Below are 17,562 nucleotides of genomic sequence, written 5' to 3'. Positions count from 1 at the left end.
GCTCGACGGACTGCCGGCCGGCCTACTTGTCGAGCGGGATCGCACCCGTCCGGTAGACCGTTCCGCCGCAGGCCTCGGGAAGCGTCGTCCGCGTGGTCGCGGATCCCGGCTGCGGGGTGTGGGACACCGAGACGCCCGCCGTCGCCGGGGGCGTCCCCGTCTGCGGCTCGGTGACCGCGCCGTTCGCCGGAGCGCCCGCGCTGCCCGCGGAGTCCGTCTGCGGCGGCTTGCCGCCCGCGTCCGGGTTGGTCGCCGTACAGGACTCCTTCGAAGGCACCCAGGCGAAGCGGACCTCGTACGCCGTGTTCGGCGGGAGCACCAGCACCGGCGCCTCCGCCGACGGATCGGGCAGCAGCCCGCTCGCCGGGTCCCCCGCCGTGTGGCCGACCACCGCGACCGAGGGGCCCTGGCCGGCCGACGCACCGGGCGCCGGGGCCGCCGAGACGGCGTCCTGGCCGGTGACGGCGCAGCCCTGCGCCGAGACGTTGGTGACCCGGAAACTGCCGTACACCCGGCCGTCGGTCTCCGGGGCGCGGGCCGAGCCCACCACCCCGAGCTGGTCCGCGCCGCATCCGGGCACGCCCGGCGCGGCCACCGGCGGCATCGGGCCGGAGCCCGGCACCGAACCGGCCGTACCGGCGGACGCGCCCGCGGTGCCGGTGGGGCCGGCCGTCAGACCGCCCACCGGGGAACCGCCCAGCGTGGCGTCCGGCTGCCCGGTGGCGCCGCCCACGGCCGGGGAGCCTCCGGAGGAGCGGGTGGACCTGGGCTGGTTCCCGTATCCGTTCTGGTGCGGGTCGGAGCCGACCGCGCCCGGCTTGTCGCCAGCGCGCTCGCCGTGCCCGGCCATCGCCGGGTGGTCCGTGGCCGCGCCCTCGCCGCCCGCCAGGTGCATGAGGGCCGGGATGGCGGTGCCCGCGAGCAGGGCCACCGCGGCGGCCCCGACCAGGGCCTGGCGCTTGCGGGCCCGACGGGCGGGAACGGCGTGCCGCAGCCGCTCCAGGGCGCCCTCGGAGGGCTGCAGGCCCTCGACGGCCCCGTGCAGCAGGCCCCGGAGCGCCTCTTCCTCGCTCGCTCCGCCCGGCGGAGTGTGGTCGTCCATCATGACTGCGCAGCCTCCATCGCCACCCGCAGCGCGGCAATGCCCCGCGATCCGTACGCCTTGACCGAGCCGAGCGATATCCCGAGCGTCTCGGCGACCTGGGCCTCCGTCATGTCCGCGAAGTAGCGCAGCACCAGCACCTCGCGCTGGCGGCGCTGGAGTCCGCGCATCGCCTTGATCAGATCGTCCCGTTCGAGCTGGTCGTACGCGCCCTCTTCGGCGCTCGCCATGTCCGGCATCGGCTTCGACAGCAGCTTGAGGCCGAGGATGCGCCGGCGCAGGGCGGAGCGCGAGAGGTTCACGACGGTCTGGCGCAGGTACGCCAGGGTCTTCTCCCGGTCGCGCACCCGGTTCCGCGCCGAGTGCACGCGGATGAACGCCTCCTGGACCACGTCCTCGCAGGAGGCGGTGTCGTCGAGGAGCAGGGCGGCCAGGCCGAGCAGGGAGCGGTAGTGCGCCTGGTAGGTCGCCGTCAGGTGGTCGACGGTGGTCCCCGCCACCACTTCGACCGTCACCTCGGCCGTCGCCTCGGACGTCGTCTCGTCCGTCGCCTCGGCCGTGACCTCGGATGGCTCGGTCCGGCTGCTCCCCGCCGCCTCAGCGCTGTCGCGCGGCGGGGGCACGAGACCGCCCGGGATCGGTGCGGCAGTGAGTACGGGCGCCTCGGACGGCCCCGCCGGCGGAACGGGCACGATCACGGGGAGACCGCCGCCGGACGCACGGAAACCCCGGCGCGACGGGATGATCCCGAGGTGCGCCGGGAGGATGGTCGATTCGAGCAGTGCCTCTGCCACGCCTGTAGGACACGCGTCCCCCCGTCAGGGTTGTACGCGCGAGGCAGCCTCACCAGCCATATCCCCATTGCCCTCATGCGTACCCGCTCTTCCCGATTTGCCCCGTCTTATCGAGACGGCAGTCGGGCCATCACCTTGATCAAGGGATCAGCACCGATCCTACAAAGCGAATTACGCAAATTCACCTGCGATCAGTTCCGCGATCAGCGTGGCATTCAGCGCGGCACCCCTGCGGAGATTGTCGGCGCACACGAAGAACTCCAGGGCGCAGGGGTCGTCGAGCGAGGCCCGCAGCCGCCCCACCCAGGCCGGATCCGTTCCGGCGGCGTCCGCGGGGGTGGGGAACTCCCCCGCCGCGGGATCGTCCACGAGCACCACGCCCGGCGCGGCCTCCAGGACATCCCGGGCGTGCCGGGCGGTCACTTCGTTCTCGAACCGGGCCCGCACGGTCAGCGAGTGCCCGGTCAGCACCGGCACCTGGACGCAGGTCACCGACACCGGGAGCCGCTCCAGCTGGAGGATCCGGCGCGTCTCGGCCCGTACCGCCAGCTCGTGCGAGGACCAGCCGTCCTCGCGCAGCTCTCCGGACCAGGGCAGGACGTTGAGGGCGAGGGGACCGGCGAAGGGGCCGGTGTCCTCGCCCACGGCACGGCGGACGTCACCGGTCTGCTCCCCGAGGGAGGTCCCCGCGACCAGCGACAGCTGGCGGCGCAGCGCCTCGGAGCCGGGCCGGCCGGCCGCGCTCGCGGCCTGGTACGAGGAGACCACCAGCCCGGTGAGGGAGTACTCGGCGTGCAGCGCGCCCAGGGCCGCGATCATGGCGGCGGTCACGCAGTCCGGGCCGGCGACGATCCCGCGCGGCCGGATCCGTACGGCGTGCCCGTTGACCTCGGGCGCCACCAGCGGGACCTCGGGGTCCGCCCGGAAGGCGGCGGACTGGTCGACGACGACCGCGCCGCGCGCGGTGACGACGGGCGCCCACCGGGCCGAGACCTCGGCCGGGGTGAGGAAGAGTGCGACGTCGCCCGGACCGAGGCCGTCGAAGGCGTCCTCGGTGAGGGCGAGCACCTCGGTCTCCTCCGCGCGGACGGCCAGCCTGCGGCCGGCCGAGCGCGCGGAGGCGATCAGGCGGATGTCGCCCCAGATGTCCGCTCGCTGGGACAGGATCTGGAGCAGGACCGAACCGACTGCTCCGGTCGCCCCGACCACGGCGAGTGCCGGGGCGGAGGACCGGGTCGCGGTCATCGTCCGGTGCCTCCGTAGACGACGGCTTCGTCGCTGTCGGAGTCGAGGCCGAAGGCCGTGTGCACGGCGCGGACGGCCTCGTTGACGTCGTCCTGGCGGGTGACGACCGAGATGCGGATCTCGGAGGTGGAGATCAGCTCGATGTTGACGCCCGCGTCGGACAGCGCCTGGAAGAACGAGGCGGTGACGCCCGGGTTCGTCTTCATGCCGGCGCCGACCAGGGAGATCTTGCCGATCTGGTCGTCGTAGCGCAGGGAGTCGAAGCCGATCTGGCCCTTCGCCTTCTCCAGCGCGTCGATGGCCTTGTGGCCCTCGGCCTTCGGGAGCGTGAACGAGATGTCGGTGAGGCCCGTGGAGGCCGCCGAGACGTTCTGCACGATCATGTCGATGTTGATCTCGGCGTCCGCGATGGCGCGGAAGATCGCCGCGGCCTCACCCGGCTTGTCCGGGACGCCGACGACCGTGATCTTGGCTTCGGAGACGTCGTGAGCGACTCCGGAGATGATGGCGTGCTCCACCTGCTCGTCCCCTTGCGGATTCTCGTTGCTGACCCAGGTGCCCGGCAGTCCCGAGAAGGACGAGCGGACGTGGATCGGGATGTTGTATCGGCGTGCGTACTCGACACAGCGGTGCAGCAGCACCTTGGAACCGGAAGCGGCGAGCTCCAGCATGTCCTCGGAGGAGATCCAGTCGAGCTTCTTCGCCTTCTTCACGACGCGGGGGTCCGCGGTGAAGACGCCGTCGACGTCGGTGTAGATCTCGCAGACCTCGGCGTCCAGGGCAGCCGCGAGCGCGACCGCCGTGGTGTCCGAGCCGCCCCGGCCGAGGGTGGTGATGTCCTTGGAGTCCGCGGACACGCCCTGGAAGCCGGCGACGATGGCGATGTTGCCCTCGTCCAGCGCGGTGCGGATACGGCCCGGCGTGACATCGATGATGCGCGCTTTGTTGTGGACCGAGTCGGTGATCACGCCTGCCTGGCTACCGGTGAACGACTGGGCCTCGTGGCCCAGGTTTTTGATCGCCATGGCCAGCAGGGCCATGGAGATCCGCTCTCCGGCGGTCAACAGCATGTCGAATTCGCGCCCGGCAGGCATCGGCGAAACCTGCTCGGCGAGATCGATCAGCTCGTCCGTCGTGTCGCCCATCGCGGAAACCACGACGACCACCTGGTGGCCGTTCTTCTTGGCGTCCACGATCCGCTTGGCGACACGCTTGATGCCTTCGGCATCGGCTACGGAGGAGCCTCCGTACTTCTGCACGACAAGGCCCACGTGCGCTCCTCGCTCAGTCCGTCTCATTGCTGGTGCAGTGTAACGAGCGACCGGGATCCGACCGCTTCGTACCACATCATGAGACGAAAAGATCAAAGACAAGGTTCCCGCGCCGAGGGTCTACTTGCCGTGGACTTGCCGTGGCCTCACTTGCGGCCGAGGCCGCCCAGCTCCTCGGCCATGACCTGCCCGGCCTGCTCCGCGAGGTCCTCTTCCGTCAGGTCCTCGTCCGTGTCCAGGCCGTCCAGGGCGGCCAGCGGCTGGTTCAGCCGCACGTGCGCGATCAGCGACTGGAGGGCACGCAGGGTGGCCGAGGCCGTCGGTCCCCAGTTGGTGAAGTACGAGAACTGCCACCACCACAGGGCCTCCGTGATGCGGCCCGACTGGTGGTGGATGAGCCCGTGCCGCAGGTCGGCGACCACATCGGCCAGGTCGTCGGAGATCCGGTGCGCCACCGGGGTCTTGCGCGGCTCGTACGGGTCGAAGACCTCGGAGTAGACGTCGACCGGCTCCAGCATGATCGCGAACCGCTCGCGCAGGTCGTCCACGTCCGGCTCCGGGCCGAGGTCGGGCTCGTAGCGCTCGTCCGGCATCACGTCCTGGTACGCGCCCAGCCGGCCGCCCGCGAGCAGCAGCTGCGAGACCTCCAGCAGGAGGAACGGCACCGCACTGTCCGGGTCCTCGCCCTTGGCCACCTCGGTGACCGCAACGATGAACGACTCGATCTGGTCCGCGATCGAGGCGGCGAAGTCGTCCGGATCCTGGCCGAGAGCGTGCAGTGTTGCGTCAGACATCGAGAAGTCGCCTTCCTTCAAAGGCCCGCCCGAGCGTGACCTCGTCCGCGTACTCCAGATCTCCCCCGACGGGGAGCCCGCTGGCCAGGCGGGTGACCTTCAGGCCCATGGGCTTGATCATGCGGGCGAGGTAGGTGGCGGTCGCCTCGCCCTCCAGGTTCGGGTCGGTGGCGAGGATCAGCTCGGTCACCTCTCCGTCCGCCAGCCGCGCCAGCAGCTCGCGGATGCGCAGGTCGTCGGGGCCGACGCCCTCGATCGGGCTGATCGCGCCGCCGAGGACGTGGTACCTGCCCCGGAACTCACGCGTCCGCTCGATCGCGACGACGTCCTTCGGCTCCTCGACGACACAGATGACCGTGAGGTCGCGGCGCGGATCGCGGCAGATGTTGCACCGCTCCTCCTGCGCCACATTCCCGCACACCGCGCAGAACCGGACCTTGTCCTTGACCTCCAGCAGCGCGTGCGCGAGGCGGCGGACGTCGGTGGGCTCGGCCTGCAGGATGTGGAAGGCGATCCGCTGCGCGCTCTTGGGCCCGACGCCGGGCAGCCTGCCCAGTTCGTCGATCAGGTCCTGAACCACGCCTTCGTACAACGGACTGCCTTCTCTCTCTGCGTCTGACTGTGGGTACTGCGGGTCTGCGCGGTACTACGGGTCCTGCGGGGTACTGCGGTACTAGAACGGAAGACCGGGAATGCCGCTTCCGCCGCCCAGTCCCTGGGCCAGGGGGCCCAGCTTCTGCTGCTGGAGCGCCTGTGCATTCTCGTTGGCCGCCTGGACCGCCGCCACCACCAGGTCGGCGAGCGTCTCCGTGTCCTCGGGATCCACGGCCTTCGGGTCGATCACCAGTGCGCGCAGCTCGCCGGAGCCCGTGACGGTCGCCTTCACCAGGCCGCCGCCGGCCTGGCCCTCGACCTCGGCCTGCGCGAGTTCCTCCTGGGCAGCCGCGAGATCCTGCTGCATCTTCTGGGCCTGCTGGAGCAGCTGCTGCATGTCGGGCTGGCCACCACCGGGAATCACAGGACACTCACTCCGTTCGTCGGGGCCATCCGGCCTTCGGGACCTCGCAACGCTTGGTCAATCCGAGCCTACGTGCTCCCCGCGCGCCGCGCCCTACGCCGTGAGGACCAACTCTTTCGAGTGAGAGACGGGGCGTACGCGTACCTGCTGGAGACCTCCTTGCGGGCGGAAATCCCGGGATTCGGCGCCCATCGCCCGTCATTCGAAGGTAGGAAGAGCATGCGCATCATTGCGCACACGCGCACCACCACACGTCAGCGCAGGCAGAGGGAGTGCCGGGTGAGCCAGCCGGAGATGCAGCCCGAGGGGCCACCCCGGGATCCCCGGGAGGAAGGCGGCGGACCGATGGCGGCGGGCGATCTGACCGGCCGGCCGTTCCCCCTCGGGGACTGGGGCGAACCCGCGGAGCGGCTCGACGAGCTCTACCGGCGGGTCGAGGCCGATGCGCTGCGCACTGCCGAGTGGTACCTGTCCGACCGGGCGTGGAAGCGCCGGGGTGCGCGGGCGCTGCGCGTCGGCGCGGCCGTGGGCGCCGTCACGGGCGCCGCGATGCCGCTGCTGGAGCTGACGGGCTCGGCGCCGGGCGCCTCGACGTACGGGTACCTGGCGCTGCTGCTGGGCGCGGCCGCGCTGGCCTGCGACCGGTTCTTCGGGCTGACGTCCGGCTGGATGCGGGACGTGGCCACGGCGCAGGCGGTGCAGCGGCGACTCCAGACCCTCCAGTTCGACTGGGCGTCGGAGAACGTGCGCGAGGTGCTCGGACCCACCGAGGGCACGGCGAGCGAGGCCGCCGAGCGGTGCCTGACCGTGCTGCGGCGCTTCTCGGAGGACGTGACGGAGCTGGTGCGCTCCGAGACGGCGGAGTGGATGGTGGAGTTCAGCTCCGGCCCCGCCCCCCTGGTGATGCAGTCCCTGGGCGCCGCCGGAGCCCGCGCGGACACGAGCATCCCCCCGGCCCGCTTCCCCCTCCCCCCGGGCACCCGCCCGAACATGCCGCGCCAACGCCCCCCGGAACAACCCCGCTGACGGCCGGCCGTCACGAGTCCGGCCCCGCCGGCTTGTGAGGCGTGGGGCTTGGGGCGGGAGGCGTGAGGCTTGGGGCGGGAGGCTTGGGGCGGGAGGCCCCGATCCGCCGGCCCCGCGCCTCACACGCCGGCGTCAGCTGAAGATGATCATCGAGCCCTGGCCCAGACTGCGGGTCGCCGCCGCGTGCAACCCGAGCCACACGTGCCGCTCCCGCGCGAAGGGACTGTCGTCGTACGGAATCGGCCCCGCCGGCTCCTCCAGCAACGTCGGCCGCCCCGGCGGAGCCGGCGCCGCCGGCGGGTTCCCCGGGTCTATCCCGATCGCGGGAGCCACGAACGCCAGCTCCCGCAGCAACCCCTGGGCGGACCCCAGCGGACCGCCCCCGGCCAGCAGCTCCTCGTTCGCCAGCGGAGCCGCGAAGTCCACCGGCACGTACGCGCCCGCGTGGTCGTAGTGCCACACCAGGTGCGACTGCTGCGCCGTAGGCTCGAACATCTCCAGCAGCTGCTCGTAGTCCCCGCCCAGCTCGTCCACCGGGGTCACCGGCAGCCCGCAGAGTTGGAGCAGGTACGCCCGCCTCAGGAAATGCAGGGCGTCGTAGTCGAAGCCGGCGACCGGGGCGACGTCCCCGCTCAGGCCCGGCATGTAGGCGAACACGGGCACGGACGGCAGTCCGGCCGCGCTCAGCGCCTTGTCGTACGAGGCGATCTCTTCCGCGAAGGGGTTGTCGGGGCTGTGGCACAGCACGTCGACAAGGGGGACCAGCCACAGGTCACAGGCCACTCGGCCTCCGATCAGTCGTTGCCGCCGATCCGGCCAGCGTAGTGCGCCGAACACCCTCCGCGAAGGGGTGCGCAGAACCTGCGGTCACACCCGCGTCACACCCGCGGTCACACCCGCGGTCAGAGTGCAGGCGTCTCGGGACGTCTCCGGGCACGTCGGGGCCCTCAGATGCGGGACGCCCAGTCCAGCGCGTGCTCGTTGTAGCCCTGCACGATCCGCCGCACCGCGTCGGCGTCCGCCAGCGTCACCGCGTCGACCAGATCGCCGTGCCCGTCCCACAGCGCCTCCCGCAGCTCCGGCTCGCGCTGGAGGTGGGGAACGGCGAAGACCCAGCACTGCACGCGGATGCGGTGCAGGAACTCGGAGATGTACGTGTTGGCGACCAGCTCGCTCAGCTCGCGCCAGAAGCGCAGGTCGTAGCCGATCAGCACTTCGAGCGAACCGCTCTGCGCGGCCCTGCGCGCCTCTTCGCCGCGGCGCCGCACCGACACCAGCATCTCGCCGGATCCGGGCGCGGTGCCGCGCTCGGCGAGCCGGCGGAAGATCCCGTCCACGACCAGCGAGCGGGCCTCGATCATTCCCCTGAAGTCGTCGACGGAGAAGATCCGGACCCGGAAGCCCCGGTGCTGGACCAGTTCGAGCAGCCCCTGGGCCGAGAGGTCCACGAGCGCCTCGCGCACCGGGGTCGCGGAGACCTCGTACTGCTCGGCTATCTGCTTGACGGTGAACTCGGTCCCCGGAGGCAGGCGTCCCGCGAGCACCTCGTCACGCAGCGCGTCCGCGATCTGCTGGCGAAGTGTGTTGCGGGTGACAGCTCCGCTGCCTGGCATAGGGGTCCGTCTCCTGTCGTAGAGCTCCGGACACCATAGGCCAGACAGCGCGGCCGAAACCGAACGGTTAACGGCCGGTATGCGGATCTACACCAACCCGTCATACGTCCGCGAACCGGCCACCATCGCGTTCGCCGGGGCCCGCGGGCCCCGCGGGCCTATCCGGCCGTGGTGTGGCGGTCGGCGACCGTCAGCGCCTCGTCCAGCAGGGCCAGCCCCTCCTTCGCCTCCGCTTCCGTGATGGTGCACGGGGGGACGACGTGGGTGCGGTTCATGTTGACGAACGGCCACAGGCCGGACGCCTTGCAGGCCGCCGCGAATTCGGCCATCGGCGCGTTGTCCGCGCCGGCCGCGTTGTACGGGACGAGCGGCTCGCGCGTCTCCTTGTCCCGTACGAGTTCCAGCGCCCAGAAGGCGCCCAGGCCGCGGACCTCGCCGACCGACGGGTGCCGCTCGGCGATCTCGGCGAGCGCCGGGCCGATCACGTTCGCACCGAGGTGGGCGGCGTGCTCGACGATGCCCTCCTCCTCCATGGCGTTGATCGTCGCGACGGCCGCGGCGCAGGCCAGGGGGTGCCCGGAGTACGTCAGTCCGCCCGGGTAGGGGCGGGTGGCGAAGGTCTCGGCGATGGCGGCCGAGATCGCGACGCCGCCGAGCGGCACGTAGCCGCTGTTCACGCCCTTGGCGAAGGTGATGAGGTCGGGGGTGACGTCCCAGTGCTCCGCGGCGAACCACTTGCCGGTGCGGCCGAAGCCCGCCATGACCTCGTCGAGGATGAAGACGATGCCGTGGCGGTCGCAGAGCTCGCGCACGCCCGCGAGGTAGCCGGGCGGCGGGGTCATGATCCCGGCGGTGCCGGGCACGCTCTCCAGGATGATCGCCGCGATGGTCTGCGGCCCCTCGAAGGCGATGGTGTCGGCGAGGTGGGCGAGGGCTCGGGCGCACTCCTCGGCCTCGGTGGTGGCGTGGAAGGCGGAGCGGTAGAGGTACGGGCCCCAGAAGTGCACGACGCCGGCGGCGGCCGTGTCGGAGGGCCAGCGGCGCGGGTCGCCGGTCAGGTTGATCGCGGCGGCGGTGGCCCCGTGGTAGGAGCGGTAGGTGGAGAGCACCTTCTGCCGGCCCGTGTGCAGACGGGCCATGCGGACGGCGTTCTCGACGGCCTCGGCGCCACCGTTGGTGAAGAAGATCTTGTCCAGGTCGCCGGGGGTCCGCTCGGCGATGAGGCGTGCGGCCTCGGAGCGGACGTCGACGGCGAAGCCGGGCGCGAGGGTGCAGAGCCGGGCGGCCTGCTCCTGGATCGCGGCGACGACCTTGGGGTGCTGGTGGCCGATGTTCGTGTTGACCAGCTGGGAGGAGAAATCGAGGTAGCGCTTGCCTTCGTAGTCCCAGAAGTACGACCCCTCGGCCCCGGCGACGGCGAGCGGGTCGATCAGGGCCTGGGCGGACCAGGAGTGGAAGACGTGCTTCCGATCTGCGTCCTTCACTGCGGCAAGGGTGTGCGAGGTGACATGAGGGGTCATGACCTCACGCTAGAAGTGCGCAGGTGGGGAGGGATATCGGCGGACTGTATGGGGGTGGGGGGCCGGTCTCGGCAGTCTGTCGGCCCGTCCGCCCGCACGAATGCGCCGACCACGTTCATTGACAGCATCCTGTCGACATGACAGTCTCTTGTCATGAGGGTTCGCCGGACGAGCCCTTGTGACACGAGCAGCCGGATCCGATTCGACGCTGGAGGCGACCACCATGAGCGAGACCCCGCGCAAGCCCGTCCACCTCGCGGTCTACGACACGTACGCGGACTGGGAGACCGGACACACCACCGCGCACCTCACCCAGCGCGGCCACGTCGTGCGCACGGTCGGCCTCGCCGCCGACCAGCCGGTCACCACCATGGGCGGCGTCCGCGTCCTGCCCGACCAGGCCCTGGCCGACCTGCGGCCGGAGGACTCCTCGCTGCTGATCCTCACCGGCGCCGCGCTGTGGGACACGGGCGAGGAGCTGGCGCCGTTCGCGGCGAAGGCGAAGGAGTTCCTGGCCGCCGGGGTACCGGTTGCGGCGATCTGCGGGGCCACCGCCGGCCTCGCCCGCGCGGGCCTGCTGGACGGCCGGGCCCACACCAGCGGAGCCTCCTTCTACCTGGCCTCGCAGCCGGGCTACGGGGGCGCCGAGAGCTACGTCGAGGCCGACGCGGTCACCGACGGCGACCTGATCACGGCGGGGCCGACGGAACCGGTGGCCTTCGCCCGCGAGGTCTTCGCCCGCCTCGACGTCTACAAGCCGGACGTGCTGGACGCGTGGTACCGGCTCTTCCACGACTCCGACGCGAGCGCGTACCCCGTCCTGATGGCGGCGGCGGAGGCCGGCGATGCCTGAACCGCAGCCGGCCGCACCGCAGCCCGCCGAACCGCAGCCGGCCGGCTCCACCCGGGCCCGCCAGGACCTGCTGAGCCGCACCGCGCTCGGGGTGTTCCGGCTGAACGGCCAGTTCCTCTCCGTCTCGGAGGAGCTGGCCCGGCCGGCCGGGCTCACGGCCGCCTGGTGGCAGGTCCTGGGGGCAGTACTGCGGGAGCCGCTGCCCGTCGCGGGCATCGCCCGGACCATGGGCATCACCCGGCAGAGCGTGCAGCGCATCGCGGACCTGCTCGTCGCCAAGGGCCTGGCCGAATACGCCCCGAACCCCGCCCACCGCCGGGCGAAGCTGCTGCGCCCGACCCAGGAGGGACGCGCGGCGGTGGCCCGCATCGGCCCGGGCCACGCCTCCCTGGCCACCCGCCTCGCGGCAGAACTGGGCGACACCGCCTTCGCGGAAACGGTCCAGGTCCTCGAACGCCTGGCCAAGGCCTTGGACACCTTGGCGGCGCCCGATGACTCCAGCCCCGCCGCACCCTCCAGCCCCGCCGGCGTTTGAGGCGCGGGGTCCGGGGCGGAGCCCCGATCTCTGAGCCCCGCCGGCCGAGGCGCGGGGCCGGCGGGGCGGACCCGGGCCCAGGCGGTGGCAACCGCCCGGCACCCCCAACCGTCCTTCCCTGCGGAGCCGTTCGGCCAGTGCTCGGCACGGGAGGGACCCCGGCATGGAACACCTGTATCCGCACGATCCCCACCACATCGGCCCCTACCGCCTGCTCTCCCGCCTGGGCGCCGGCGGCATGGGCCAGGTCTACCTCGCCCGCTCCGACCGCGGCCGCACCGTCGCCGTGAAGCTGGTCCACCACGAGCTCGCCACCCGCGAGGAATTCCGCATCCGGTTCCGCCACGAGGTCGCCGCCGCCCGGCGGGTCGGCGGCGAGTGGACCGCCCCGGTCCTCGACGCCGACACCGAGGCCGCGACGCCCTGGGTCGCCACCGGCTACGTCGCCGGGCCCAGCCTGCGCGAGGTCGTGGCCCACGACTTCGGGCCGCTGCCGGCCCGTTCCGTACGGATCCTGGCCGCGGGCCTTGCGTACGCCCTCCAGGACATCCACCGCGCCGGCATCGTCCACCGCGACCTGAAACCGTCGAACGTCCTTGTCACCCTCGACGGCCCGCGCGTCATCGACTTCGGCATCGCCCGCGCCCCGGCGGAGCCCGGCGACACGGCCGGAGGCGGCCTGACCCGCGTCGGCGAACTCATCGGCTCCCCCGGTTTCATGGCGCCCGAGCAGATCCGCGGCGAGCCCGTGACCGCCGCCTGCGACATCTTCTGCCTCGGCGTGGTCCTCGCGTACGCCGCCACCGGCCGGCTGCCCTTCGGCGACGCGGAGCAGCCCGGCGGCCTGGCGGGACTCCTGCTCCGCAGCACCGAGGCGCCGCCGGACCTGGCCGGCGTACCGGCCGAACTGCGCGACCTCGTACGGGACTGCCTGCACCGGGATCCCACCGCGCGGCCGGGGCCCGCCGAGGTGCTGGCACGGGTCGGCGCGGGCGACACCGTGGCCGACGGCAGGGCCCTGGAGCCCTGGCTTCCGGGCCCGCTGGTGGCCCGGCTCGGACGGCACGCCGTACAGCTGCTGGACCGTGAGGACGCAGGTCCGGACCGGCCGACGCCCACCGCCCCGGCGCAGCCGCCGATGGCGGTGCCCATGCCGCCCGCCTACTCCGCGTACGCGCCGGTGGCGGCGGAGCCCGCGCCCCGCCCCTGGACGGCGTCGACCGCCCTGCTCCTGGCGGTGGCCGCGGTCGTCGCCACCCTGTCCGCCGGCACGGTGTATGCGGTGATGAGCGGGGCCGATGATCCCCGACCGCCCGTCGGCAGCACCCGTACGCCGACCGCGCCGGCGCCCGGCACCCCGTCCGCCCCCACTCCGGCTTCCGCCTCCGCTTCTACTTCCGCTTCGGGTTCCGGTTCCGGTTCTGCGGCCGGCGGACTGCCCGAGGCGTACCTCGGCACCTGGTACGCCACCCACGGCAGCCAGACCTGGCGGCTCACCCTCACGCGCGGCACGGTCGGCGACCCGGTGATGTCCCTCGCCGTCGATGCCCCGGGCTTCGCCTGCGCCTGGACGGCGCCCCTGCGCTCCGCCCCCGATCCCGTGGAACTCGACGCCTCCACCGTCACCTCCGGCGCCCCGCCGACCTGCACGGCGGGCACCTGGAGCCGGCTCCGGCTGCTGCCCGACGGCATCCTGCAACGGGAGCTGGCGGGCAGCGACAACCCTCCGCTCAGCTACCACCGGCAGTGACCGGGAACGATTGTGTCGAGGTCAATAAGCCTGCAAGCAAAGCTTGTTACGTATAACGGGGCTGTCGGACACTGCGGCACATGGAGCCGTTGAAGGTAGTGGCACAGCTGTGGGAGCGGATCGAGGCGCGCGACTGGGACGGCGTGGGCGGGCTCATCGCCGAGGACGCGGTCATCGAGTGGCCCGTGAGCGGTGAACGCATCGTGGGGCGCGCCAACTTCATCGCCGTGAACAGCGACGACGGCTACGCGGACGAGAGATCCGTGGAACTGATCCGGATCCTGGCCGACGGCGACCTCGTCGTCACCGAGGTGGAGATACCTCAGGACCACGTCGTCTACCGGGCCGTCTCCCTGTGGACCGTACGGGACGGGGAGATCGTGGAGGCGAGGGAGTACTGGACCTGCCCCGGCCAGGACCCCGCCCCCCGCTGGCGGGCAGGCTACGTCGAACCCCTGGTGGCAGACTGAGCCGCGTGCTCACCGCTCTTCTCGGCGCGACCGGGGTACTGGCGCTCCTCACCCTCGTCCCCGGCCCGGACATGGCGATCGTCACCAGGCGGGCCGTCACCCGCGGGCGCGGCGACGGCCTGCGGACCGTCGCCGGCATCGCCGTCGGGCTGCTGATCTGGGGCGCCCTGACCGTGGCGGGGCTCGCGGCGCTGCTCGCCGCCTCGGCCGAGGTGTACCTGGCGGTCAAGGTCGCGGGCGCCGCGTACCTCTGCTGGCTCGGGATCCGCTGCCTGTGGCGACCAGGCGCGGAACCGGAGGCCGAACTCCCGGAGGGTGATCGGCCGGGGGCGCGTCGCATCGGCGGGGCCTGGCGGACCGGTCTCGTCGCCAACGTCCTGAACCCCAAGATTGCCGTTTTCTACACGGGTCTGCTGCCCGCCCTCGCCCCGCCCGGCCTGCGCCCGGCGGCCGGGATGGCGCTGCTGGTCCTGGTCCACGTACTGCTGACGCTCGTCTGGCTGGGCACGTACGTGTACGTCCTCTCGCGTGCCCGGCGGTTCTTCGCCCGGCCGCGCGTGCGGCGGGCACTCGACCGGGCGACGGGGGTCGTCCTGATCGGCTTCGGAGTGCGGGTGGCGACGACCTGACGGCCCTCAGGCCTCGCCCAGCCGGTCCAGCTCCGCCCCGATGTCGGCCCGCAGGGCGTCGTGGCGGGGGCCCAGCGCGTGCTGCTCGGCGCGCCGGTGCTCCTCTTCGTACAGCCACACGGGCAGCCGGACGCGATCGGCGGGCTCCCAGTCGTAGCGGGGCCAGATGTGGGCGTGGAGATACGGATCGGTGTTGCCGAGGATCTCGATGTTCACGCGGCGGAAGGCCGGGTCGAGGCGTGCGCAGGCCCGTTCGACGGCCTCGGCGAGCCGTTCCAGGTCGCCGAGGTACGCGGTCCTGCGCGCCCGGGGCAGGTCGGAGAGCCGGGTCACGGCCGGGTCGTCCGTCAGGAGCACCGAGTACCCGGGCAGGAACTGCCGGTCGCCGATGACGGCGAAGCCGGAGTCGAGGCGGCGGAGGACGGTCGGGTTCTCGCCGCGGTGCGCGCTGCCGATGCGGTCGTCGCGCCAGTCGTCGTCGGTCACGTACGGACCCTAACCGAGCGTCGTTGCGGGGCTGTTCGCTGTGCTCCTCGTCTCTCAAGTAACCCAGCAAGTAACCCATGTCATACCTGAGAGCTACGTGCGGATACGGCTCCATGGCGTGACGCCGACCATGGGCTCGGATTTCTAACTTCGGTAACAGAGAAGAGCGCTGACGGCTCTTCCGGATACCGGGGGAACGCACCATGAAGACGGGGACGGCGGGCACGGCAGGTACGGCGGGGACGGGCGGCGCGGCTGGCACGGGCGGCGCGGCGGGGACGGCTCTCGCCACCGGGGCGGCCGGGGCGGGGGGCGGGGGTGGTGGCGGCCGGTTGCGCCGCACCCTGCTGGCGGCCCTGGTCGCGGCGGCCGTGGTGTTCCCCATATCCGCAGCCGCCTCCGCCCAGGCCCCTGCCCCCGCGCCCGTCACGTTCGCGGAGGGGGCCACGCCCCAGGTCCGGTACGCCGCCAACCGCGCCAATCTCGCCGAGGCGGCCCGCATGGCCCAGGAAGGCGACCGCACCGGCCGGGCCGCCCGGCTCCGCACCATGGACGCTGCCGGAGCGGCACAGTTCCTCGCCTTCGACGGCCGCGGCAAGGGCCGGGCGGTCGAGGTGTTCGGCGAGCTGGAGACCGCCGACCGCGTCACCGTCCTGGTGCCCGGCTCCGACACCACGCTCGACACCTATGAGCGGTTCCGCGCCGGGGCCGTCGCCCTGCGGCAGCGCCTCCAGGCCGAGCATCCGCACTCCGCCGTGGTCGCCTGGCTCGGGTACGACACGCCCGGCACGGTCAGCACGACCGTCCTGACCGCCGCCCGCGCCGACGCGGCCGCCGGCGAACTGGCGCCCTTCCTCGAACGGTTGGGGGCCATGGCGGCGCCCGGCGCCCGGCTCTCCCTGCTCTGCCACTCCTACGGTTCCGTGGTCTGCGCCCGGACCACGACCGGGACCGCGGTCAGTGACATGGCCCTCTTCGGCAGCCCCGGCACGGGCGCCTCGGCCGCGCGGGACCTGCCGACCGGCGCCCGCGTCTGGGCGGGTCGGGGCAGCGGTGACTGGGTGGCGAACGTCCCGCACGTCCGGCTCGGCCGGCTCGGCTTCGGCACCGACCCCGTCGACCCGGCCTTCGGGGCGCGGCCCTTCGCCGCCGGCTCCGCCGGCCACAGCGACTACCTCAAGCCCGGCACCGAGTCCCTGGAGAGCCTGGCCGCCATCGTCCTCGGCACCACCCCCGCTTCGGAGGCCCCCCATGCGTAAGCTCCGTGCCCGCTGGTCCGCGCTCGCTGCGGGCATCGACGCGGCCACCCCGGCCGGCCGGGACCGGACCGTGGACGCGCTGCGGGCCTTCGCGATCCTCGGCGTGGTCCTCGGGCACTGGCTGGTCACCGCCCTCACCGCCACCGACGGCCGGCTGAGCACCACCAGCCCGCTGGCGTACATGCCCTGGCTGGCCCCGGTGTCCTGGGTGTTCCAGACCCTCGCCGTCTTCTTCCTCGTCGGCGGGCACGTGGCCGCCCGCGGCTATGCCACGGCGCGCGAGCGGCAGGTCTCGTACGGCACGTGGGTCCGGCAGCGGCTGGGCCGGCTGTTCCGGCCGGTGGCCGCGGTGCTCGTCCTGTGGGCCGTCGTGGCGGGCGGGATGCTGGTCGGCGGGGCGGAGCTGGACACCGTCCGGGCGCTGGTCAAGCTGGTGCTGTCGCCGATGTGGTTCCTGCTGGTGTTCGCCGCGCTCACCGCCGCGACCCCGCTCGTGGCCCGGCTCAACCCGCTGTGGCCGCTGGCCGTGGTGGCCGGCGTCGACGTGTGGCGCTTCGGCCTCGACGGGCCCGAGTGGATCGGCTGGGTCAATGTGGCGGCCGGCTGGCTCGTTCCCTTCACCCTGGGCGCCGCCTGGTCCCGCGGGGCCTTCGCCCGGCGGCGGCCCGCGCTGCTCCTGCTCGGCGCGGGGACCGTGGCCACGGTCGTGCTGGTCCTGTGGGGCGGGTACCCGGCGTCCATGGTGGGTGTCCCCGGGGCCACGGTCTCGAATCTGAACCCGCCGACACTGGCCGCGGCCGCGTTCGGACTGGCCCAGTGCGGGCTGGCCCTGCTGGTGCGCGAACCGCTGGCCCGGGTCATGCGGCGGCCTTCGGCCTGGGCGAAGGTGGCCCTGGTCAACCTGTCCGCCATGACGGTCTTCCTGTGGCACCAGACCGCCATGATGGCCGTCACCGCGCTCGGGCTGCTGCTCTCGGCCGATCTGCCCGGGCTGCACACCGTGCCCGACTCCGTGGGCTGGATAGCGGCGCGGTTGCTGTGGCTGCCGGTGTTCGCCGCCGCGCTGGCGGTGTGTTGGGCCGCGTTCCGCACGTACGAGCGGGGCTCCCGCCGTCCGAAGTCCGAGGGCACCGCCCGCATCGTCGTCGGCTCCCAGCCGACGACTGCCCCCGGCAAGGAGATCACCCATGCCTAGGC

General features: G+C 72.8%; 19 protein-coding genes. 8 read left to right on the top strand and 11 right to left on the bottom strand.

Translation table 11 applies throughout. The annotated features are described in order from the left end of the window. Positions 1-22: 22 nt before the first annotated feature. The 7 genes from ACFYZ4_RS29205 to ACFYZ4_RS29175 form a co-directional block, all read right to left on the bottom strand. Complete coding sequence (locus ACFYZ4_RS29205) at positions 23-1,105, bottom strand: hypothetical protein (protein ID WP_390785249.1); 1,083 nt, start codon at positions 1,103-1,105, stop codon at positions 23-25. Further along, entirely contained in the window at positions 1,102-1,896 is a 795-nt protein-coding gene (locus ACFYZ4_RS29200; protein WP_390785248.1) for a SigE family RNA polymerase sigma factor, read from the bottom strand. Before ACFYZ4_RS29200 ends, ACFYZ4_RS29205 begins: the two co-directional genes overlap by 4 nt. Before the next feature lie 171 nt (positions 1,897-2,067). Then, positions 2,068-3,141 carry an aspartate-semialdehyde dehydrogenase gene (locus tag ACFYZ4_RS29195; protein ID WP_384340777.1) on the bottom strand — a complete coding sequence of 358 codons (1,074 nt, stop codon included), beginning with the start codon at positions 3,139-3,141 and terminating at the stop codon, positions 2,068-2,070. After that, complete coding sequence (locus ACFYZ4_RS29190; RefSeq protein WP_351286307.1) at positions 3,138-4,412, bottom strand: aspartate kinase; 1,275 nt, start codon at positions 4,410-4,412, stop codon at positions 3,138-3,140. Before ACFYZ4_RS29190 ends, ACFYZ4_RS29195 begins: the two co-directional genes overlap by 4 nt. Before the next feature lie 146 nt (positions 4,413-4,558). Then, the gene (locus ACFYZ4_RS29185; RefSeq protein ID WP_351286305.1) at positions 4,559-5,206 is read right to left on the bottom strand and encodes a DUF5063 domain-containing protein; all 648 of its coding nucleotides are present in this window, start codon (positions 5,204-5,206) and stop codon (positions 4,559-4,561) included. Next, a complete protein-coding gene (gene recR, locus ACFYZ4_RS29180; RefSeq protein ID WP_351286304.1) occupies positions 5,199-5,798 on the bottom strand; it encodes a recombination mediator RecR in 600 nt (199 codons plus the stop codon). Before recR ends, ACFYZ4_RS29185 begins: the two co-directional genes overlap by 8 nt. Positions 5,799-5,879: 81 nt before the next feature. Further along, on the bottom strand, positions 5,880-6,224 hold the full coding sequence (locus ACFYZ4_RS29175; protein WP_351286302.1) for a YbaB/EbfC family nucleoid-associated protein: 345 nt from the start codon (positions 6,222-6,224) through the stop codon (positions 5,880-5,882). 279 nt (positions 6,225-6,503) lie between these two features. Here ACFYZ4_RS29175 and ACFYZ4_RS29170 point away from each other — a divergent pair, with 279 nt between their 5' ends. Beyond that, on the top strand, positions 6,504-7,250 hold the full coding sequence (locus ACFYZ4_RS29170; protein ID WP_351286301.1) for an SLATT domain-containing protein: 747 nt from the start codon (positions 6,504-6,506) through the stop codon (positions 7,248-7,250). A gap of 132 nt (positions 7,251-7,382) precedes the next feature. On the opposite strand, the gene ACFYZ4_RS29165 is transcribed toward ACFYZ4_RS29170, so the two are convergent. From ACFYZ4_RS29165 to ACFYZ4_RS29155, 3 genes are all read right to left on the bottom strand, one after another. Beyond that, positions 7,383-8,033 carry a hypothetical protein gene (locus tag ACFYZ4_RS29165; protein ID WP_030709288.1) on the bottom strand — a complete coding sequence of 217 codons (651 nt, stop codon included), beginning with the start codon at positions 8,031-8,033 and terminating at the stop codon, positions 7,383-7,385. A 164-nt stretch (positions 8,034-8,197) separates the two neighbouring features. Next, the gene (locus ACFYZ4_RS29160) at positions 8,198-8,863 is read right to left on the bottom strand and encodes a GntR family transcriptional regulator (protein WP_351286297.1); all 666 of its coding nucleotides are present in this window, start codon (positions 8,861-8,863) and stop codon (positions 8,198-8,200) included. 158 nt (positions 8,864-9,021) lie between these two features. Beyond that, on the bottom strand, positions 9,022-10,383 hold the full coding sequence (locus tag ACFYZ4_RS29155; RefSeq protein WP_390785247.1) for an aspartate aminotransferase family protein: 1,362 nt from the start codon (positions 10,381-10,383) through the stop codon (positions 9,022-9,024). 223 nt (positions 10,384-10,606) lie between these two features. Between ACFYZ4_RS29155 and ACFYZ4_RS29150 the strand changes: the two genes are divergently transcribed. The 5 genes from ACFYZ4_RS29150 (at position 10,607) to ACFYZ4_RS29130 (ending at position 14,620) form a co-directional block, all read left to right on the top strand. Further along, entirely contained in the window at positions 10,607-11,236 is a 630-nt protein-coding gene (locus ACFYZ4_RS29150) for a DJ-1/PfpI family protein (RefSeq protein ID WP_351286293.1), read from the top strand. Continuing rightward, positions 11,229-11,771, top strand: coding sequence for a MarR family winged helix-turn-helix transcriptional regulator (locus ACFYZ4_RS29145; RefSeq protein ID WP_390785246.1), 543 nt, complete (start codon positions 11,229-11,231; stop codon positions 11,769-11,771). The genes ACFYZ4_RS29150 and ACFYZ4_RS29145 overlap by 8 nt, the downstream gene beginning before the upstream one ends. A gap of 163 nt (positions 11,772-11,934) precedes the next feature. After that, on the top strand, positions 11,935-13,521 hold the full coding sequence (locus ACFYZ4_RS29140) for a serine/threonine-protein kinase (protein WP_390785245.1): 1,587 nt from the start codon (positions 11,935-11,937) through the stop codon (positions 13,519-13,521). An 80-nt stretch (positions 13,522-13,601) separates the two neighbouring features. Further along, positions 13,602-13,991: a nuclear transport factor 2 family protein gene (locus ACFYZ4_RS29135; protein ID WP_351286287.1), complete on the top strand. Its 390-nt coding sequence runs from the start codon at positions 13,602-13,604 to the stop codon at positions 13,989-13,991. A gap of 5 nt (positions 13,992-13,996) precedes the next feature. Continuing rightward, entirely contained in the window at positions 13,997-14,620 is a 624-nt protein-coding gene (locus ACFYZ4_RS29130) for a LysE family translocator (protein WP_384340770.1), read from the top strand. Positions 14,621-14,626: 6 nt separating this feature from the next. On the opposite strand, the gene ACFYZ4_RS29125 is transcribed toward ACFYZ4_RS29130, so the two are convergent. Then, on the bottom strand, positions 14,627-15,106 hold the full coding sequence (locus ACFYZ4_RS29125; protein WP_390785244.1) for an HIT family protein: 480 nt from the start codon (positions 15,104-15,106) through the stop codon (positions 14,627-14,629). Positions 15,107-15,309: 203 nt separating this feature from the next. On the opposite strand from ACFYZ4_RS29125, the gene ACFYZ4_RS29120 reads away from it, so the two are divergent. Together ACFYZ4_RS29120 and ACFYZ4_RS29115 are read left to right on the top strand one after the other, a co-directional pair. Further along, on the top strand, positions 15,310-16,365 hold the full coding sequence (locus ACFYZ4_RS29120) for an alpha/beta hydrolase (protein ID WP_390785243.1): 1,056 nt from the start codon (positions 15,310-15,312) through the stop codon (positions 16,363-16,365). Next, complete coding sequence (locus tag ACFYZ4_RS29115) at positions 16,358-17,560, top strand: acyltransferase (protein WP_390785242.1); 1,203 nt, start codon at positions 16,358-16,360, stop codon at positions 17,558-17,560. Before ACFYZ4_RS29120 ends, ACFYZ4_RS29115 begins: the two co-directional genes overlap by 8 nt. The last annotated feature ends 2 nt before the right edge of the window (positions 17,561-17,562 follow it).

The sequence above is a fragment of the Streptomyces sp. NPDC001513 genome (assembly GCF_042894695.1).
In the GTDB taxonomy this organism is placed as follows: Bacteria; Actinomycetota; Actinomycetes; order Streptomycetales; family Streptomycetaceae; genus Streptomyces.
This window is presented reverse-complemented; position numbering and strand designations above follow the sequence as displayed.